16 protein-coding genes and 2 pseudogenes are annotated in these 18,557 nt (G+C 39.8%); 8 read left to right on the top strand and 10 right to left on the bottom strand.

The genetic code is table 11. The features are described from left to right. The first annotated feature begins 111 nt into the window (after positions 1 to 111). The gene (birA, locus tag ACYTR8_RS01110; RefSeq protein ID WP_111716949.1) at positions 112 to 1,053 is read left to right on the top strand and encodes a bifunctional biotin--[acetyl-CoA-carboxylase] ligase/biotin operon repressor BirA; all 942 of its coding nucleotides are present in this window, start codon (positions 112 to 114) and stop codon (positions 1,051 to 1,053) included. Here birA and ACYTR8_RS01105 read toward each other — a convergent pair. From ACYTR8_RS01105 to ACYTR8_RS01090, 4 genes and pseudogenes are all read right to left on the bottom strand, one after another. Next, positions 1,028 to 1,231: a DUF3272 family protein gene (locus tag ACYTR8_RS01105; protein ID WP_003054620.1), complete on the bottom strand. Its 204-nt coding sequence runs from the start codon at positions 1,229 to 1,231 to the stop codon at positions 1,028 to 1,030. The genes birA and ACYTR8_RS01105 overlap by 26 nt on opposite strands. 147 nt (positions 1,232 to 1,378) lie before the next feature. Continuing rightward, a pseudogene (locus ACYTR8_RS01100) lies at positions 1,379 to 2,241 on the bottom strand (IS982 family transposase). A 175-nt stretch (positions 2,242 to 2,416) separates the two neighbouring features. Next, positions 2,417 to 4,096, bottom strand: coding sequence for a DNA polymerase III subunit gamma/tau (dnaX, locus tag ACYTR8_RS01095; RefSeq protein WP_443597304.1), 1,680 nt, complete (start codon positions 4,094 to 4,096; stop codon positions 2,417 to 2,419). After that, positions 4,096 to 4,593, bottom strand: a complete 498-nt coding sequence (locus ACYTR8_RS01090; protein ID WP_111716954.1) for a GAF domain-containing protein — start codon at positions 4,591 to 4,593, stop codon at positions 4,096 to 4,098. Before ACYTR8_RS01090 ends, dnaX begins: the two co-directional genes overlap by 1 nt. Before the next feature lie 139 nt (positions 4,594 to 4,732). Between ACYTR8_RS01090 and ACYTR8_RS01085 the strand changes: the two are divergent. Next, a pseudogene (locus tag ACYTR8_RS01085) lies at positions 4,733 to 5,549 on the top strand (PrsW family glutamic-type intramembrane protease). A 44-nt stretch (positions 5,550 to 5,593) separates the two neighbouring features. Here the strand turns inward: ACYTR8_RS01085 and ACYTR8_RS01080 are convergent. Further along, the gene (locus ACYTR8_RS01080) at positions 5,594 to 5,866 is read right to left on the bottom strand and encodes a DUF1294 domain-containing protein (protein ID WP_003062044.1); all 273 of its coding nucleotides are present in this window, start codon (positions 5,864 to 5,866) and stop codon (positions 5,594 to 5,596) included. Between the two features lie 60 nt (positions 5,867 to 5,926). Beyond that, on the bottom strand, positions 5,927 to 6,553 hold the full coding sequence (gene udk, locus ACYTR8_RS01075) for a uridine kinase (protein WP_003051479.1): 627 nt from the start codon (positions 6,551 to 6,553) through the stop codon (positions 5,927 to 5,929). A gap of 97 nt (positions 6,554 to 6,650) precedes the next feature. Between udk and ACYTR8_RS01070 the strand changes: the two genes are divergently transcribed. Next, positions 6,651 to 7,736 (top strand): DEAD/DEAH box helicase, encoded by a 1,086-nt coding sequence (locus ACYTR8_RS01070; RefSeq protein ID WP_269760863.1) that lies wholly within the window; start codon positions 6,651 to 6,653, stop codon positions 7,734 to 7,736. 279 nt (positions 7,737 to 8,015) lie between these two features. Here ACYTR8_RS01070 and ACYTR8_RS01065 read toward each other — a convergent pair whose 3' ends face one another. The 4 genes from ACYTR8_RS01065 to ACYTR8_RS01050 all read right to left on the bottom strand — a co-directional run bounded on the left by ACYTR8_RS01065 (position 8,016) and on the right by ACYTR8_RS01050 (position 12,982). Then, on the bottom strand, positions 8,016 to 9,302 hold the full coding sequence (locus ACYTR8_RS01065; RefSeq protein ID WP_479641508.1) for a polysaccharide deacetylase family protein: 1,287 nt from the start codon (positions 9,300 to 9,302) through the stop codon (positions 8,016 to 8,018). Positions 9,303 to 9,386: 84 nt separating this feature from the next. Next, positions 9,387 to 10,814, bottom strand: coding sequence for an NADP-dependent glyceraldehyde-3-phosphate dehydrogenase (locus ACYTR8_RS01060; protein ID WP_138125971.1), 1,428 nt, complete (start codon positions 10,812 to 10,814; stop codon positions 9,387 to 9,389). A gap of 166 nt (positions 10,815 to 10,980) precedes the next feature. Beyond that, positions 10,981 to 12,714, bottom strand: coding sequence for a phosphoenolpyruvate--protein phosphotransferase (gene ptsP, locus ACYTR8_RS01055; RefSeq protein WP_003051490.1), 1,734 nt, complete (start codon positions 12,712 to 12,714; stop codon positions 10,981 to 10,983). Between the two features lie 4 nt (positions 12,715 to 12,718). Then, on the bottom strand, positions 12,719 to 12,982 hold the full coding sequence (locus tag ACYTR8_RS01050) for a phosphocarrier protein HPr (protein ID WP_002984031.1): 264 nt from the start codon (positions 12,980 to 12,982) through the stop codon (positions 12,719 to 12,721). A 383-nt stretch (positions 12,983 to 13,365) separates the two neighbouring features. Here ACYTR8_RS01050 and ACYTR8_RS01045 point away from each other — a divergent pair, with 383 nt between their 5' ends. The 5 genes from ACYTR8_RS01045 to ACYTR8_RS01025 all read left to right on the top strand — a co-directional run. Further along, a complete protein-coding gene (locus ACYTR8_RS01045) occupies positions 13,366 to 13,584 on the top strand; it encodes a redoxin NrdH (protein ID WP_003051493.1) in 219 nt (72 codons plus the stop codon). Between the two features lie 19 nt (positions 13,585 to 13,603). Then, positions 13,604 to 15,763, top strand: a complete 2,160-nt coding sequence (gene nrdE / locus ACYTR8_RS01040; protein WP_479641507.1) for a class 1b ribonucleoside-diphosphate reductase subunit alpha — start codon at positions 13,604 to 13,606, stop codon at positions 15,761 to 15,763. Positions 15,764 to 15,921: 158 nt separating this feature from the next. Then, a complete protein-coding gene (gene nrdF, locus ACYTR8_RS01035) occupies positions 15,922 to 16,881 on the top strand; it encodes a class 1b ribonucleoside-diphosphate reductase subunit beta (protein WP_269760858.1) in 960 nt (319 codons plus the stop codon). A gap of 61 nt (positions 16,882 to 16,942) precedes the next feature. Beyond that, positions 16,943 to 18,199, top strand: coding sequence for a chloride channel protein (locus ACYTR8_RS01030; RefSeq protein WP_479641558.1), 1,257 nt, complete (start codon positions 16,943 to 16,945; stop codon positions 18,197 to 18,199). Positions 18,200 to 18,325: 126 nt separating this feature from the next. Continuing rightward, positions 18,326 to 18,557, top strand: a 232-nt coding sequence (locus tag ACYTR8_RS01025; RefSeq protein WP_479641506.1) for a transposase, incomplete at its 3' end; no start/stop codon positions are given.

Here is an 18,557-nt window from a genome sequence, read left to right as displayed (position 1 = left end):
TAGTTTTGCAATCTTTTTTTTAGATTTAAGTGACTTTATTAAAATTAACTAATAAGTCAGCTTTCTCTCTTTTTCACTTGAAATCTAACGCTTTTATACTATACTAGAAATATGAAAACATCTGAAAAAATTTACCAACTACTGTCTCAAACTGATGACTTTATCAGTGGCGAATACCTCGCTGAGCAACTCAACCTTTCTCGCACATCTGTCTGGAAGTCTATTAAAAGTCTCGAAAACCAGGGGATTCAAATTGATTCTTTAAAACACAAGGGCTACCGCATGGTGCAAGGTGATATTTTATTACCCAAAACCATTAGCCAAGGGCTTGGGATGCCAGTCACCTATACTCCTCACAGCCAATCTACCCAATTAGATGCCAAACAAGGAATCGAAGCTCATAACAGCGCTCCTAGACTTTATTTAGCTCCTAGCCAACAATCAGCCAAGGGACGCTTAGAACGTCAGTTCTTTGCTGCTAAAAATGGCGGTATCTACATGTCGCTACACTTGAGACCAAATATTCCTTATGCCGATATGCCACCTTATACGATGATGGTCGCTTCTAGCATCGTCAAGGCCATCTCGAGATTAACGGGTATTGATACCGAAATCAAATGGGTCAATGATATTTATCTGGGTAAACATAAAATCGCAGGTATTTTAACAGAAGCCATCACATCTGTTGAAACTGGTTTAATCACTGATGTGATTATTGGTGTTGGCCTCAACTTTTTTGTCACCGACTTCCCAGAAGCGATTGCTCAAAAGGCAGGTTCTCTCTTTACCGAAAAACCAAGCATCACACGCAACGACCTAATCATCGACATTTGGAAACTTTTCTTATCCATCCCTGTCAAAGACCATGTTAAAGTCTACAAAGAAAAATCACTTGTTCTCAATAAACAAGTGACGTTTATGGAAAATAATCAGGAAAAACGTGCGACTGCTATTGATCTGACAGATCAAGGACACCTCATTGTACAGTTTGAAAATGGTGACCTCCAAACCCTTCGAAGTGGCGAAATCAGTCTTTCTTCTTGGGAGAATTAGCCGCTTTTAAAATGGTTTTAGTCAATTGATTAATGGTATGCACTCGTCTTAAATCCCTAAAGAGCAACAAGCCCCAAAATAAAGCGAAGAGATAATTTCCAGAGAGCAACAGGTCATTAAAAAAATAGGTTTCAAAGGCACATACAAAGGCCATAAAAAGAAATTGTCGAATACTCATAACCCTATTATAACAGAAAAAAATGATTCTATGAAGAATCCACACAGATTGATGCTTTCTTGGATACCCAAGAAAGCATCAATCTTTTTTGGTTTCACTTCTACCATTAGAGGATTGGCTAGAAAAACTATCTTGATACTCGTGGTGCTAGTTAAACTCAACGTATTTCAGATTATAAGCAAGGATAATTTGTTCGATTCTCAATTGTAATCCTGTAACTCCTCTAGTCAGTGTGTGTTCTATATCAAAAAGGGAACAAAGTTCTGAAAATCGAGTTTCAATAGTTCGTCTCATAGTCATCACTCTCCAATGATTATGCTGTTTAGCCCCTGTCATATTTTGACGCAAGGGTGTCCATACCTGATAGCCTTTTTGTTCCAGATTATTTTTCAGCTCACGGCTAAGGTAGCCCAAGTCTGCTAAAATGACGGACTGGTCACATTCTTCTAATAACTCGTGAACCGCTTTAATATCATGAACAGAAGCTGGTGTGACAACATAGTTCAGAATATAGCCTGATAAAGTCCCTAACATGTGGACTTTGAACCCATAGAACCACAGGTGCTTAGAGGTGTTATAACCAATATCAGCCACTCCGTTAAAAATATGGCTCTATGATTACGGGCAGGTTGACAAAGTGGTAGAGGAAAACTGTCGATGATGACTATTGTATCAGGAGAAATTCGAGCATTCATAGCTTGTCTAATGACTTGGACTAACCAAATTAATTGTCTTGCTCGTCGATTAAAACGACTTCTTTCAAGGAGATGACCGCAAGGAAAGAGTTGACAGATACGATAAAAATGCCGTTGTGACTTAATACCTAATTCAGCTTGCAAGACAAGCAAGACTAGTAGAGACTCATCTGAGACCTTGGACAAGCTAATGTTACGACGGTGTTTTAAGCCTTCTGGACAATAATCACGATATAGCTGATGGCAAATCGTAGATAATTGTGTGACATTCCATTGTAAGTGATGGGATTTAGCGGTATACTGTAAGTGGCTCATTGGGGCTAACCTCCTGTTTGTTTGAACACTTACAGTATAGTCCTTTTGGGCTTTTTATTGTATTCTGACATTAACTAGCACCACGAGTATCTTACTATATTAGATAAAAAAACGCTAAAGGTAAGCCTATTGGGCTTACCTTTAGCGTTACTGGTTCATTAACAGCTAATAATGTTTAATCCTCAACGGCATTAATTTTATCAACTAGAAAATCAAAGCCTTCTGGAATCTCAAGGGCTTCTTCTATCGTCTCTTCTGTAGGGTCAGAATCCTTTTGAGTTTTCAATTGTAAGGCAAACTCAGAACGAATGTGATGAAAATCAGCTTTAGGGACTGCCAAAATATTAGGTGAGAAACCTGCTGCCTTGCTCATAATGTTGCCGAACATCGCATTCAAATCAGTACGCTTCATTGCTTGCTCAGCATTAAAAGCAGCTTCAAAAGCTAAAATAGCATTCTCACTATTGGCCAAAACAGGCTCTGATCCCATTAGTAAGGCTCTATCTTGGGCTGAGATACTGTCTAAAATTTCATTCCAAGCTGTTTTTAGGGCATCCAAGTATTGGCGTGATTGCTGACTATCTTGAACCGTTTCTTCCATGATTTTCAGTATTTTCACCCGATCAATCTTGTAAGTGGTTAGTTTCGGTTTAGCCTGTGCTGGTTTTGCAGGAGCATGTGAGGGACTGGCTTGCAATTGTGCCAAGACTTGCTTAAGCTGATCAAGTTCACGTTTAAGTCCCTCAATTTCAGTCGTTACTTCTGATGACAAACCTGATGGTAACACTACTCCTTCTTCTTTAGCTAGCTGAATAGTCATCATTTCAGCATAAATACGTGGGTGAGTTCCTTTTTTGATTTCTGGCAAATGGTTGGTCACTACCGCTATCATTTGAAAGATACGCTCCATTGGTAACGACAAATTGGTATCAAAAAGAGCTGATTGTCGCTGATTGTCACCACCAGCCTTCACTACCAGTAAATCCCGCAGATAAGTTAACAAGTCCGTTGCAAAACGGCTCATGCTTTTGCCACTATCATAAATAGTCTCTAAAGCTTGGAGTGCTTGAGTTGCTTGATTTTCCATCAGATACTGAACGTAGTCATCTAATGCCACCATAGAAATAGATCCTGTGATTTCTTCTGCAATCGCCATGGTTACCTGGTCATCTGGTGACAAGCTCAAAGCCTGATCTAAAATAGATAAGGCATCCCGCATTCCTCCTTCTGCCCGCCTAGCAATGAGATTCAAGGCGTCCACTTCATAAGTTAGACCTTCTTTATCTAGAATACTTGCCAGATGCTCGCGAATTGCCTTTTGCTTAATCGCTTTAAATTCAAAACGTTGCACACGCGATAAAATAGTAGCCGGAATTTTGTGCAATTCCGTTGTTGCTAGGATAAAAACGACATTTTCCGTTGGCTCTTCCAAAGTTTTTAACAGGGCATTAAAGGCCCCTGTTGATAGCATGTGAACCTCATCAATAATATAAACCTTGTACGTCGCACGACTTGGTGCGTAGGTTGATTTATCTCGAATATCACGAATTTCATCAACACCATTGTTAGAGGCTGCATCAATTTCAATCACATCTTCCAAGCTACCATTCGTGATATCTCGGCAAATGTCACACTGATTACATGGCTCCCCATTGACTTGATTAGGGCAATTCATAGCCTTAGCAAAAATCTTTGCAGCACTCGTTTTACCAGTCCCTCGAGGGCCTGAAAAGAGATAAGCATGGCTAATCTTCCCCGATTCAACAGCCTGCTTTAAGGTGGTGGAAATAACAGATTGTCCTACCATTTCGTCAAACGTTTGACTCCGGTATTTCCGGTAAAGGGCTTGATACATTAGTTTTCAACTCCAAACATGTCAAAAGTAAAGGTGGTTTTCTCGAGAAGTATTGCCACAAAGGCTTCCAGGTATTCTTGATCAATAGCATCATAGTCCGCCACTAGGCTAGAATCCAGATCCAAGACCCCCACCAGACAGTCATCTTTTACCATTGGGACAACAATCTCACTCATAGCTGCTGCATCACACGAAATATAGTTGGCATGCTGCTTCACATCATCTACAATAATGGTACGATGAGACTGAGCCGATTCACCACAAACCCCTTTACCGAGCTTAATGTGGACACATGAAACACCGCCCTGAAAAGGCCCCAAAATTAACTCCTGCCCATCAAAAAGATAAAAGCCCGCAAAAACAGAGTTGGGAAGGGTCATTTTCAAAAGGGCACTCGCGTTTGACAAGTTCGCCAGGGCATTAGTCTCATTAGCAAACAGCCCCTGTGCCTGTGCTAATAATAGTTGGTATTGTTCAATTTTTTTGCTCTTATTCATACTAAATATTATAACACACCTAGGTCGTTTCAAGTATTTTTTTCAGTGCTTATTCGACTTTATAATCTCTAGTTTTTCAAGTTGACTTGTGGTATACTTTTTAGTATTAAACACATCATACAAGATTTAGGAGGTCTCTGTGAAACGACTGATACATTCCAAATGGCTCTTACCGAGTCTCTTTATTGCCCTTGTTCTCAATTGGCATTGAATTTGAACTTCTAGGACTCTTATCCGATGTCCCAACTTATCAAGTGGCCTCTGCTCTTATTTTGGCTACTAGTCTCTTTGGCCTTTACCTGATTCCTTTTTCCGTGGGCATTTACTATCTCGCCAAACGCTACCAAATGTCTGGATTCCTTGTCGCTGTTGCCTCTCTAGGCGGAATTTATATCTCAGGATTTCTAGCCTCATATGGTAACCAATGGGTGGGGCAATTTTGGTCTCATGTTATCCCTTCAACATCTTTTGTAAGTCATTGGAACGATGCCTTAACGGCTCCTATTGTTGAAGAACCTATTAAAGCCTTTGCAGCTATTTTAGTCATCTCTCTCTTTCCAACTATTTCTCTTAAAGAAAAGTTTGTTGTCGCCTTACTAGCAGGTATGGGCTTCCAATTAACAGAAGACATCAGCTACCTTAGCCAATCAGCTAGCAAATCTCTAGACAGCCTTTTACCGTCTGTTCTTGAGCGCATCAGTGGTGCTGCCACCTCACACTGGGTTTATACTGCCATCTTTACCATGGGACTTTACCTGCTTCTCAAAGGCTCTACGACCTTTTCTAGACGTCAGAAGCTTTTCTGGCTGCTAAGTCCACTAGTCTTGCACTTTATTTGGAACTCTCCTCTTATCAATTTCAGTGGTCTTACGATTATCTTGGGAACATTGACGCTACTAATCTTTATCAACCTTTTTCAAAAAATCGATGCTTTGGACTCCAATAAGCGTTTATAGACAAACAAAACTCCTTAACCATGACAGAGATGGTTAAGGAGTTTTTAATAATTAGCTGTGCTAATCATATAGGTAACTAACAAGCCAAGCAACATTCCCAAATACCAGGTTAAGACGAAATACCATTTTCGTGTTTTGTGATGACAATAGTTAGCCGCTAACCAGGCCCCAAAACCTCCACAAGCAAGGGTTACCAGTAATAAAGTTTTTTCACTAATGCGCCACTGTCCTCTAACTGCCCTTCTCTTATCTAAGACATATAAGATGAAAACTATGCTATTCCATACAAGAGCTCCTATTAACCAGATCTGTAACATCCTCTCCTCCTTTCCCTGATACTAAAAAAAGCAGATTGAAGTAATCCGCTCAGTTATGAATTAGACTTCACCAAGGATACTAGCAATCTTAGTGTTAATGAGATCAATAGCAACGACATTGCTGACCCCTTCAGGAATAACAATATCAGCATAGCGTTTACTTGGCTCAATAAACTGATGATACATCGGCTTCACCACGCTTGTGTATTGGTCAATGATGCTTTCTAAGCTTCTGCCACGTTCCATCATGTCGCGCTTAATACGACGAATGATACGAATATCATCATCCGTGTCCACAAACAGTTTAATATCCATTAACTCACGAAGACGCTCATCCTCCAAAACCAAGATCCCTTCAACAATAATAACATCTTGAGGATCTTGACGGAAGGTCTTATCACTACGGGTATGCTTTTTGTAATCATAAATTGGAATATCCACTGGTCGACCAGCTAATAATTCTTTTAATTGTTGAATCATAAAATCTGTATCAAAAGCTAGAGGATGGTCATAATTGGTCTTGACCCTTTCTTCAAAACTCATATGAGATTGATCTTTGTAGTAAGAATCGTGTTGAATCATTGCAATGCGGGCATTTGGAAAGCTATCCAAAATAGCACGTGACACACTTGTTTTACCGCCACCTGAACCACCAGTTACACCAATAATAATCGGTTTTTTAAGCATTTTAAACTCCAAATCTAAAAAGTCTTTCTCACTATTTTACCAAAATTGAGACTATAATGCTATAATGAATATAGAAACAATAGTAAAAGGACCTATCATGATCACTACATTTCCGCCTCAATGGCAAGAAAAACTTGACCAAATCGCATTTACCAAGCTGACACCAATCCAAGAACAGGCTTTCCAGCCTATTTTTGATGGCAAAAACCTCCTTGGCGTCAGTCCAACTGGAACAGGTAAAACCTTAGCTTATCTTTTTCCCACTCTTTTAACCCTGACTCCTAAAAAATCACAACAACTTCTTATCTTAGCCCCTAACACCGAATTAGCCGGCCAAATTTTTGAGGTCGCAAAGGAATGGGCAGAGCCATTAGGCTTAACCGCACAACTCTTTATTTCTGGGACCAGTCAAAAACGCCAAATCGAACGTCTCAAAAAAGGGCCAGAAATTCTGATTGGAACACCTGGCCGTATTTTTGAACTCATTAAATTGAAAAAAATCAAAATGATGTCAGTCAATACCATTATACTGGACGAATATGATGAATTATTGAGCGACTCTCAGTATGATTTTGTCCAAAGAATCAGCCGCTATGTTCCTCGTGACCATCAAATGGTATACATGAGCGCTACCAACAAGGTCGACCAAACTTCCTTAGAAGAGAATACTTTATTAATAGATCTTTCCGAGCAAACCAACGATGCCATTGAGCATTTTTACTTGATGACGGATAAACGCGAACGTACAGATTTATTGCGAAAATTTGCTAATATCCCCGACTTTAGGGCTTTGGTCTTTTTCAATAGTTTATCTGATTTGGGTGCTACGGAGGAACGCCTCCAATATAACGGCGCTGCTGCGGTTTCCTTAGCGAGTGACATTAATGTCAAATTTCGTAAAACCATTCTCGAAAAATTCAAATCCCACCAACTTTCTTTATTGCTAGCTACGGATCTTGTTGCTCGGGGCATTGATATTGATAATCTTGAGTATGTTATTCATTTTGATGTTGCTCGGGATAAGGAAAATTATACTCACAGGGCTGGACGAACCGGCCGTATGGGAAAATCTGGCGTCGTTATTACCTTTGTTAGCCACCCTGAGGACATCAAAAAGTTAAAAAAATTCGCCAAAGTATCTGAAATTCAACTCAGAAACCAACAACTTCTCCCCAAAAAATAATGACTACTCCTAACATACTCTATTAAAATACCATCGATAGACGCTGAGGGATAAAGCCATAAGATTCTACTCTTCTCAGCTCTCTCGGGGAAGGTAACACAACCATTTCCAAAATACCAATGACTTAAAAGCCAACTGTGTGGGAAAGTGAAGCATTGAACTAGCTGTATCCTCCAGAATCCAAGCCAAAATCTACAAAAATCCCCTAACTTTATCAATGAAAAGTTAGGGGATTTTTTGATTAACGGTCAAATGAAGGAACACCAATTCCCTTAATTCTTAATGGTGATTATAAAGGTCTGAAACAGTCACACATTGATACCCTTCAGCCTTAAGGTATTCCATAATAGTGGGAAGTGCGTTCACTGTCGTCTGATGAATATCATGCATTAAAACAACGCCGCCAGGTTGTAACTGCTTTTTAATATTGGCCATAATTCCTGCCGTGCTGTGGTTTTCCCAATCCCTTGTATCAACGGTCCACAACATTTGTGCCAAACCTGAAGCCCGCTGCACGGTGTCATTAGTTGCACCATAAGGAGGCCTTAGATACAAGGGTTTCTTTCCACAAGCCTTGCTAATGGCTTGATTAGTAGCGTTCACCTGATATTGAATCTGATCCACTGTTAATTTAGTCAAGTTAGGATGATCCCAAGAATGATTCCCAATCTCATGCCCTGCTTCACTCACCCGTTTGACTAGAGCTTCATTACCAGCAACCTTAGACCCCATCATAAAGAAAGTCCCCTTAGCTTGATACTTGGCTAAAATATCTAGTACTTGAGGGGTTGTGCGTGGATCAGGACCGTCATCAAAGGTTAAAGCCACTAATTTTTGAGGGTGTTTAGCTTCTTCCTCTGCTTTTTTCTGAGCTATATACTCATCATAAGCTACCTTATCTGCAGTATCCAGAAAGTCTGGATTAATCACGTCAAATAAACGTGATAAAGGAATACTAAGTCCCTCTCCTAAAACCAAGTGACCTGCACTCACATCAAAGTGGTCAGTGACTAGATGGTTACTTTCACTCAACTGATCATCAGCTGTTATATGAAAAGCTTTATCAGGGTACCTTTTTTCTATCTCTTGACTAATTCTTTCAAGATGTCCTGACACCAAGTCTTTCAACGCAAACCGTTGAAAATCATCTGTCACATGATAAGAACTAACAACTTTTTCTGATACTTTTTTCAAATGAAACCATTTTTTCTGATAAACTTTCTTTGAAATTGTCATTTTATGAATGCCTTTTAATTGTGATGGATGCCATTCAGGTTTCAATAAAATAACTGCTTTGTCAACTGGCTCACCCTTATACATGGAAACCGGTAAATTGTTGACAAAAAAGTCGTCTGCATTGGTTAGAGGTGAAAAATAATAATAATCCTTTTGATCCACTTTGATTTTCTTAACACATTTAATGGTTACCTGTGATGACTTCTTCTTTTCAGCTAAAACCAACTGATGACTGTCTTTTTTGATTTCCCACTGGTTAACAGAAATGGAAATCAAACCCAACAGTACTATACTTAATAAACTAACGAGAATAAGATTGATTTTTTTCACGTGTTGCCTCCTATTGTATTACCATTTTAACACAATAAAAGTAAAAAATAAATGAAAAAAGTTAGGTCACCCTAACTTTCTCATTTATTGAATATCAAAAACAACAGATTTTACCGTAGTCATGGCTTCAATAGAGTATTTAACTCCTTGAACACCTGCACCTGATTTTTTAGCGCCTAAGAATGGGAAATTATCTGTTCCACGTTGTGTTTTATTGTTGAGGTGAACAGTTCCGACTTCTAATTGCTCAGCAATTCCAAAAGCTTTGGGGAAGTTATTCGTAAAGATGGACGCCTGTAAACCATATTCAGAAGCGTTAGAAATCTCAATAGCTTCTTCCACAGAAGTGACACGAATAATTGGTAATACTGGACCGAATGGTTCTTCCCATGCCAAACGCATGTCAGTTGTCACATGATCAAAGAGAACGGGTGAAATAAGATTGCCCTCACGATTAAAGGTTGTCAAAGCAGTTGCTCCCTTATCTGCAGCATCTTTAATCAACCCCTCAACAAAATCAGCTGCTTTTGTATCAATTAATGGTGTGATATCAGCATCGTCTTCAGGCATTCCGACACTCAGTTTTTCAACAAGTGTTTTAATCTCAGCCGCCAATTGATCAGCCACCTTGTCCATCACAAGAACGCGTTTAACCGCTGTACAACGTTGTCCTGAGTAACCAAAAGCACCTGCTACAATATTTTTCGCTGCTAAAGCAAGATCTGCATCTTCCAAAACGATAGCAGAATCTTTACCACCAAGCTCAAGCATAATTGGTCGCATACCCGCTAATTTACCGATTCCTTCCCCAATTGGAGTAGAACCTGTAAAGTTGATAAAGTTAACCGCTTCGTGCTCAACGATGTAATCACCGATAACAGAACCTCGCCCTGTAATGGTATTAAAGACACCTGCTGGAATACCAGCTTCTGCAAAAGCTTCTGCTAGTAACAAACCAGAAATAGAGCCTTGTGTTGGTGGTTTAAGAGCAACAACATTTCCTGCAATAAGAGCTGGAGCAATTTTAGAACCTGCCAAATTAACAGGGTAGTTAAATGGAGAAATAGCAAGAACTAAACCAACTGGTTCACGACGAACAATAGCAATCTTCTTCTTACTTGCTGCTTCGAAGCTACCACCTTCCAGAACTTCACCTTCCATACGAAGGCCTTCTTCTGCTGCATAATTAATGATTTCAGCAGTACGAATAACTTCGCTCACTGCTGCCTTGTGGCCTTTTGCGACTTCTTTTGATAGAACAGCACCAATCTTCTCAGCATCACGCACCAAGATATCAGCAGCCTTATGCAAATAAGCTGCACGTTCTACATAAGATAGGGCACGCCAAGCTGGGAGAGCCTTTTTAGCTGAAGCGTAAACAGCATCTACCTCTGCCTGCGTCATCGCTGGAACTGATCCCAACTCTTCGCCTGTTGCTGGGGCGTAAATCTTAATATCACTTTCTGAAAGTTTCCAATCACCGTTCACTAAATTTTTATATTGTGTTGTCAACGTTTTATCTCCTTTTACGATAGTAATCCTATTCTATCACTTTTCTCTGATATTTCAACAGTTGGATATGTAAAGTATCAGAAAATTTCGACAAATTATTTGAGGTTTCAAATTATTTTACTGAAAGAATAATAAAAAGAGCTGGAAAGTTCCAACTCTCTTGCTATTAATCTTCAGAAACGTATTCTTTAGAAAGTTCAAGAACTTCTTCTGCTGTTGAACATTCTGTAAGAGCACGATTTGCATATTCTTCCATTTTAGCAGAATCAAGTTTCTTCATTAAGCTACGTGTACGAAGAACAGATGTTGCTGACATAGAGAACTCATCAAGTCCCATTCCGACAAGAAGCGGAACAGCTTGTTGATCACCCGCCATCTCACCACACATACCTGCCCATTTACCTTCAGCATGCGCTGCTTTGATCACATTGTTGATCAAACGTAGGATTGATGGGTTGTATGGTTGGTAAAGGTATGATACTTGTTCGTTCATACGGTCTGCTGCCATAGTGTATTGGATCAAATCGTTTGTTCCAATTGAGAAGAAATCAACTTCTTTAGCAAATTGGTCTGCAAGCATAGCAGCCGCAGGAATTTCAATCATGATACCAACTTGGATGTCATCAGCTACTGCAACGCCTTCTGCAAGCAAGTTTGCTTTTTCTTCGTCAAAGACTGCTTTTGCAGCACGGAATTCTTTAAGAAGTGCTACCATTGGGAACATGATACGAAGTTGTCCGTGAACAGAGGCGCGAAGAAGAGCACGCATTTGTGTACGGAACATAGCATCTCCAGTTTCAGAGATTGAAATACGAAGAGCACGGAAACCGAGGAATGGGTTCATTTCTTTTGGAAGGTCAAAGTAAGGAAGTTCCTTATCTCCACCAATATCCATTGTACGAACCACAACAGGTTTGCCATTCATGCCTTCAAGAACTGCTTTGTAAGCTTCGTATTGTTCGTCTTCAGTTGGGAAGTCTTGAGAATCCATGTACAAGAACTCAGTACGGTAAAGACCAACAGCTTCAGCACCATTGTCATTAACACCTTCAACGTCTTTTGGCGTTCCGATGTTAGCAGCCAATTCAAAGTGTTTGCCATCAGCTGTCTCAGTATGCGCATCTTTAAGGAGGGCCCACTCTGCTTTTTGTTTGGCATAAGCAGCACCAGCTTCTTTGAAAGCGAGAATTTGATCTTCACTTGGATCAATAATGACTTCACCAGTGATACCGTTAACAGCAATCATGTCGCCATCTTTAACACGTTTTGTAATATCATTTGTTCCAAGTACCGCAGCGATCTCAAGTGTACGTGCCATGATAGCAGAGTGACTTGTACGACCACCGATATTTGTAACAAATGCTTTTACAAATTGTTTGTTAAGCTGAGCAGTATCTGAAGGTGTCAAATCGTGTGCAATAACGATTGATTCTTCATTGATTGTAGCTGGGTTTGGAAGTTTCACACCTAAAAGGTGAGCCAACACACGTTTTGCAACGTCGCGGATGTCCGCTGCACGTTCTTGCATGTATGGGTTATCTTCCATGCCTTCAAAGATAGTGATGAACATGTCAGTCACTTCTTTAAGGCCTGTTTCTGCATTCGTTTGTTTTGCGCGAATAGTTTCTTTAATTTGGCTGATCATTTCTGGGTCAGCAAGAACCATCAAATGTGCATCAAAAACTGCTGCCGCTTCTTCGCCTAAGCTTTCTACTGCCTTTTCACGGATAACAGAAAGCTCGTCTTGTGAAGCTTGGAGTGCAACATCAAGGCGAGCTTCTTCTGCATTTGTATCTTCGACTGTAACAGTCTCAAATGACAAATCCGGCTGAACTAGTAGATATGCTTTAGCAACGGCAACACCATCAGAGGCTGCGATTCCTTTAAGCATTTCTGTCATAGTCTTATGCCAATCCTTCTTTAGTCATTGTTTCTTCGATTGCTGCGATTGCATCTTCAGCGTCAGCACCTTCAGCCGAGATAGTCACATCAGCACCTTGACCAACACCAAGACTCATAACGCCCATGATTGATTTAAGGTTTACTGCTTTCCCTTTGTAGTCAAGAGTGATATCTGAAGCAAATTTGCTAGCTGTTTGAACAAGCAAAGTAGCTGGACGTGCATGAATACCTGTTTCTGCAACAATGTGAAAGTCTTTTGAAGCCATATTATGGTTCTCCTTTTAAGTTGTGTATTTTTGAGCCATCACATGATAACCCTTACAATATCACATTATAGCATATTGCGATTTTATTTTCAAGATTAAATATCTGAGACAGGAAAAATCTGCGTTTGTTTTCATGATATTCTCACGTTGTTTTCGTTCGTTTTCTTTTTGTGTTAAATTTTTTCATACAACTAACACTGACGATTTAGCATTTCTTTTCCAGAAGATCTTAACCACAATATTTAGAAGGGTTTCTAAATATTAGACACAAGATATAGTGCTTTTTTAGCCCAAAATCTTGCTTTTTGGAATGTTTTTTTATATGCTATTATAGTAATTCTATTTAAAAAATGGAATACTCATCACTATAAGAGGGGCAAGACATGATTACAGTATATTCAAAAAATAATTGCATGCAGTGCAAAATGACCAAGAAGTTTTTAGAACAACATGGGGCTAACTTCCAGGAAATTAATATCGATGAACATCCTGAAAAAGTTGAGTATGTGAAAAGTCTCGGGTTCACGTCTGCTCCTGTTATCGAAGCGGATAACCTCGTATTTTCTGGCTTCCAACCTGCAAAATTAAAAGAACTAATTTAATAAGACAAGGAAAAATAATATGAGTATCAAAGATCTTGGCGATATTTCTTATTTCCGCCTAAATAATGAAATTAACCGTCCTGTTGGCGGTAAAATTCCACTCCATAAAGACAAAGAAGCTTTAGAAGCTTTTTTCACTGAAAATGTGCTTCCAAACACCATGTCTTTTGCCTCCGTTACGGAAAAAATTGAGTATTTAATCTCAAATGATTACATTGAATCAGCTTTTATTCAGAAATACCGTCCTGAATTTATTACTGAATTAGCTGACGACATCAAGGCAGAAAATTTCCAATTCAAATCGTTCATGGCAGCTTATAAATTTTATCAGCAGTATGCCTTAAAAACAAATGATGGAGACTATTATTTAGAAAGCCTTGAAGACCGTGTTATGTTCAATGCTCTGTATTTTGCAGATGGTAACGAAACCCTTGCTAAAGACTTAGCCATTGAAATGATCAACCAGCGCTACCAACCGGCAACTCCTTCTTTTTTAAATGCTGGTCGAAGCCGTCGTGGTGAATTAGTGTCTTGTTTCTTGATTCAAGTGACAGATGACATGAACTCTATCGGACGTTCCATTAACTCTGCCTTGCAATTATCTCGTATCGGTGGAGGAGTTGGTATTACCCTTTCTAACCTGCGTGAAGCTGGGGCACCAATTAAAGGCTATGCTGGTGCAGCTTCAGGAGTTGTTCCTGTTATGAAGCTGTTTGAAGATAGTTTTTCTTATTCAAATCAACTTGGGCAACGTCAAGGAGCTGGTGTTGTTTACCTAAATGTTTTCCACCCGGATATTATCGCTTTCTTATCTACTAAAAAAGAAAATGCTGATGAAAAGGTGCGTGTGAAAACCTTGTCATTGGGGATTACCGTTCCTGATAAATTCTACGAATTAGCTCGTAAAAATGAGGACATGTATCTCTTTAGTCCTTATAATGTTGAAAAAGAATATGGTATTCCCTTTAACTATCTCGACATCACCAACATGTACGATGAGTTAGTGGCTAATCCTAAAATTACTAAGACTAAAATCAAAGCTCGGGATCTTGAAACAGAGATTTCAAAACTGCAACAAGAATCTGGCTACCCTTACATTATCAATATTGATACTGTTAATAAAGCTAATCCTATCGATGGAAAAATCATCATGAGCAACTTGTGTTCTGAAATTTTACAAGTTCAGACACCTAGCCTTATCAATGATGCGCAAGAGTTCTTACAAATGGGAACTGATATCTCATGTAACCTCGGCTCAACCAATATTCTTAACATGATGACGTCTCCAGACTTTGGACGTTCTATTAAAGCCATGACACGTGCCTTAACCTTCGTGACCGACTCATCAAGCATCGAAGCTGTTCCAACCATTAAACATGGCAATAGCCAAGCTCATACTTTCGGTCTTGGGGCAATGGGACTTCATTCTTACTTAGCTCAACATCATATTGAATATGGTAGCCCAGAATCCATCGAATTCACTGATATTTATTTCATGCTCATGAACTATTGGACTCTCGTCGAATCCAATAACATCGCTCGTGAACGCCAAACCACCTTTGTTGGTTTTGACAAGTCAAAATATGCTGATGGAACTTACTTTGACAAATATGTCACAGGTCAATTTGTTCCAAAATCTGATCTGGTGAAAGACCTGTTCAAGGACCATTTTATTCCGCAAGCTTCAGATTGGGAGGCTCTTCGCGACGCCGTTCAAAAAGATGGTCTTTATCATCAAAACCGTCTCGCAGTTGCTCCAAATGGCTCTATTTCTTATATCAATGACTGCTCTGCTTCTATTCACCCCATCACACAACGCATCGAAGAGCGTCAAGAAAAGAAAATTGGTAAGATTTACTACCCAGCAAATGGCTTGTCAACGGATACTATCCCTTATTACACGTCTGCGTACGATATGGACATGCGTAAGGTTATCGATGTCTATGCCGCTGCGACCGAACATGTGGATCAAGGTTTGTCTTTAACCTTATTCCTTCGTAGTGAGTTGCCTATGGAGCTTTATGAGTGGAAAACAGAAAGTAAGCAAACCACTCGTGATCTTTCTATTTTACGAAATTATGCTTTCAATAAAGGTATCAAATCTATCTACTATATCCGCACCTTTACGGATGACGGGGAAGAAGTTGGGGCAAACCAATGTGAGTCTTGTGTCATTTAATCGGGAAAAATACTTAATTGATACACGTCCACTGGTTAGTCACTAAATCATCAGTATCAGAATTTGATAATAAAAAACGCCAGTAAGCCACTCAAGAGTGGGTTACTGGCTTATGATATGATTTTTCATATCGACTACTCTTTAGGAGAACTTTAGAAATGACAACATATTATGAAGCAATTAACTGGAATGAAATCGAAGACGTCATTGACAAGTCAACTTGGGAAAAGTTGACCGAACAATTTTGGCTCGATACGCGTATTCCCTTATCAAATGATTTAGATGATTGGCGTAAGCTCTCCGACATTGAAAAGGATTTGGTTGGTAAGGTCTTTGGTGGCCTGACCCTGCTTGACACCATGCAGTCTGAATCAGGAGTTGAAGCTATTCGTCAAGATATTCGCACACCTCATGAAGAGGCTGTTTTGAACAATATTCAATTTATGGAATCAGTTCACGCTAAATCATACTCGTCCATCTTTTCAACCTTAAACACCAAAAAAGAAATTGAAGAGATTTTTGAATGGACCAACAATAACGAATTTTTACAAAAGAAAGCTCAAATCATCAATGAGATTTATGAGCATGGTGATGCGTTGCAAAAGAAAGTTGCCTCCACTTATCTTGAAACCTTCCTTTTTTATTCAGGCTTCTTCACTCCTCTATACTATCTTGGTAACAACAAATTAGCCAACGTTGCTGAAATCATTAAATTGATTATCCGTGATGAATCCGTTCACGGAACCTATATCGGTTACAAGTTCCAACTTGGCTTCAATGAATTGCCAGAAGCTGAGCAAGAAACCTTCCGCGAGTGGATGTACGATCTCCTTTACCAATTATATGAGAACGAAGAAGATTATACAAAGAGTCTCTATGATGGTGTGGGCTGGACCGAAGAAGTCATGACTTTCCTTCGCTATAATGCCAATAAGGCTTTAATGAACCTAGGCCAAGACCCTCTCTTCCCAGATACCGCTAATGATGTTAACCCTATCGTTATGAATGGTATTTCAACAGGAACTTCTAACCATGACTTTTTCTCACAGGTTGGAAATGGCTATCTCCTTGGTTCTGTGGAAGCTATGTCTGACGATGACTATAATTACGGGCTCTAAGCATTCTGACGAGGTTGATATCAAATCAGCCTCTTTTCTTATCTTTTGCTATAATAATCTTATGAAACGACATTTTTTACTTTGGAGTGGTTACCTTATTGTAACAGGTTTGACAGCTGGTCTTGTTGCTTTTTTGTTGACAGAGGCAATCCATCTGATTCAAACTCTGAGCTTTGGATTCAGTCAGGGCTCTTTTAGCACCATGATTGCAAGTGTTCCCCCAGAACGGCGTGTTCTGTCCTTACTCATGGCTGGACTTCTTGCAGGACTTGGATGGCATCTACTAGCCAAAAAAGGAACAGCCATTCAATCCATTCAGAAAAACCTTGATGATGACACTCAATTTAGCCCCTGGACACAATTTGGGCACGGCTGGCTACAATTAACAACCGTTTCAATGGGGGCACCGGTTGGCAGAGAAGGGGCATCACGTGAAGTTGCTGTGGCTGTGACCTCCTTTTGGACCCAGAGATGTAACTTGTCCAAAGCCGAGCAAAAGCTTTTATTGGCCTGTGCTTCTGGCGCTGCCCTTGGTGCTGTCTACAATGCTCCCTTAGCCACTATTTTATTTATCTTGGAAACTATTCTTAACCGTTGGTCCCTTAAAAATATATACGCTGCCTGCCTAACGAGCTATGTGGCTGTGGAAACAGTTGCTTTATTACAAGGCCAACATGAGATTCAATACCTAATGCCTCAGCAACATTGGACGCTAGGAACCCTTATTGGGTCTGTCCTGACTGGTCTTATCCTTTCCCTCTTTGCTCACGCTTACAAACATCTTTTGGAGCACCTTCCTAAGGCTGATGCCAAAAGTCTTTGGTTTATTCCGAAAGTCCTCATCGCTTTTAGCCTTATCGCAGGACTCAGCATTTTCTTCCCAGAGATTTTAGGGAATGGCAAAGCTGGATTGCTCTTTTTTCTCCATGAAGAACCACATCTGAGCTATATTAGCTGGCTACTAGTTGCCAAAGCTGTCGCTATCTATTTAGTTTTTGCTTCTGGAGCAAAAGGGGGGAAAATTGCTCCTTCTATGATGCTTGGAGGTGCTAGTAGTTTACTCTTGGCGAGTTTTAGTCAACACTTTTTCTCCTTACCTCTATCACCTACCTTAGCCATTATCATTGGTGCCTCACTCTTTTTAGGTATCATTAATAAGATGCCCTTGACCGCACCACTTTTCCTACTTGAAATCACCGGTCAATCCTTGACGACCATTGTTCCCTTAGCTGTCGCCAGTCTGGGAGCTTATGTGACTTATCATTCCTATCACATCATCAAAAAAGACTTGCTCAAGCACAGACAACCAAATCAGTAAGCGACCCTCATTTTTAAAAACGCCTCGATAATGATATCGAAGCGTTTTTTCTTATAGTGAATCGGTTACACTAAACTAGACAGAATTTATAAAGTGTTCTACACTAAAGAAAACAGGAGAACAGATATGTCTAGAAAAATACGTCGCCACTTCACCGATGATTTTAAGCAACAAATCGTTAACTTGCACAATGCAGGTAGAAAACGCAGTGAACTGATCAAAGAATATGATTTAACGCCCTCAACCTTCGATAAGTGGGTCAGACAAGCCAAACTAACGGGTTCCTTCAAGTCTGTTGATAATATGACAGATGAACAACGGGAACTGATTCAACTCAGAAAACGCAATAAAGAACTCG

It is taken from the genome of Streptococcus sp. F2 (genome assembly GCF_056500955.1).
The sequence above is the reverse complement of the archived record's forward strand: the minus strand, read 5'-3'. Positions and strand labels throughout refer to the sequence as shown.

Coding starts and splice junctions, on each gene's coding strand:
- birA (WP_111716949.1), top strand. CDS start 112: ATGAAAACATCTGAAAAAATTTACCAACTACTGTCTCAAACTGATGAC.
- ACYTR8_RS01105 (WP_003054620.1), bottom strand. CDS start 1,231: ATGAGTATTCGACAATTTCTTTTTATGGCCTTTGTATGTGCCTTTGAA.
- dnaX (WP_443597304.1), bottom strand. CDS start 4,096: ATGTATCAAGCCCTTTACCGGAAATACCGGAGTCAAACGTTTGACGAA.
- ACYTR8_RS01090 (WP_111716954.1), bottom strand. CDS start 4,593: ATGAATAAGAGCAAAAAAATTGAACAATACCAACTATTATTAGCACAG.
- ACYTR8_RS01080 (WP_003062044.1), bottom strand. CDS start 5,866: ATGTTACAGATCTGGTTAATAGGAGCTCTTGTATGGAATAGCATAGTT.
- udk (WP_003051479.1), bottom strand. CDS start 6,553: ATGCTTAAAAAACCGATTATTATTGGTGTAACTGGTGGTTCAGGTGGC.
- ACYTR8_RS01070 (WP_269760863.1), top strand. CDS start 6,651: ATGATCACTACATTTCCGCCTCAATGGCAAGAAAAACTTGACCAAATC.
- ptsP (WP_003051490.1), bottom strand. CDS start 12,714: ATGACAGAAATGCTTAAAGGAATCGCAGCCTCTGATGGTGTTGCCGTT.
- ACYTR8_RS01050 (WP_002984031.1), bottom strand. CDS start 12,982: ATGGCTTCAAAAGACTTTCACATTGTTGCAGAAACAGGTATTCATGCA.
- ACYTR8_RS01045 (WP_003051493.1), top strand. CDS start 13,366: ATGATTACAGTATATTCAAAAAATAATTGCATGCAGTGCAAAATGACC.
- nrdE (WP_479641507.1), top strand. CDS start 13,604: ATGAGTATCAAAGATCTTGGCGATATTTCTTATTTCCGCCTAAATAAT.
- nrdF (WP_269760858.1), top strand. CDS start 15,922: ATGACAACATATTATGAAGCAATTAACTGGAATGAAATCGAAGACGTC.
- ACYTR8_RS01030 (WP_479641558.1), top strand. CDS start 16,943: ATGAAACGACATTTTTTACTTTGGAGTGGTTACCTTATTGTAACAGGT.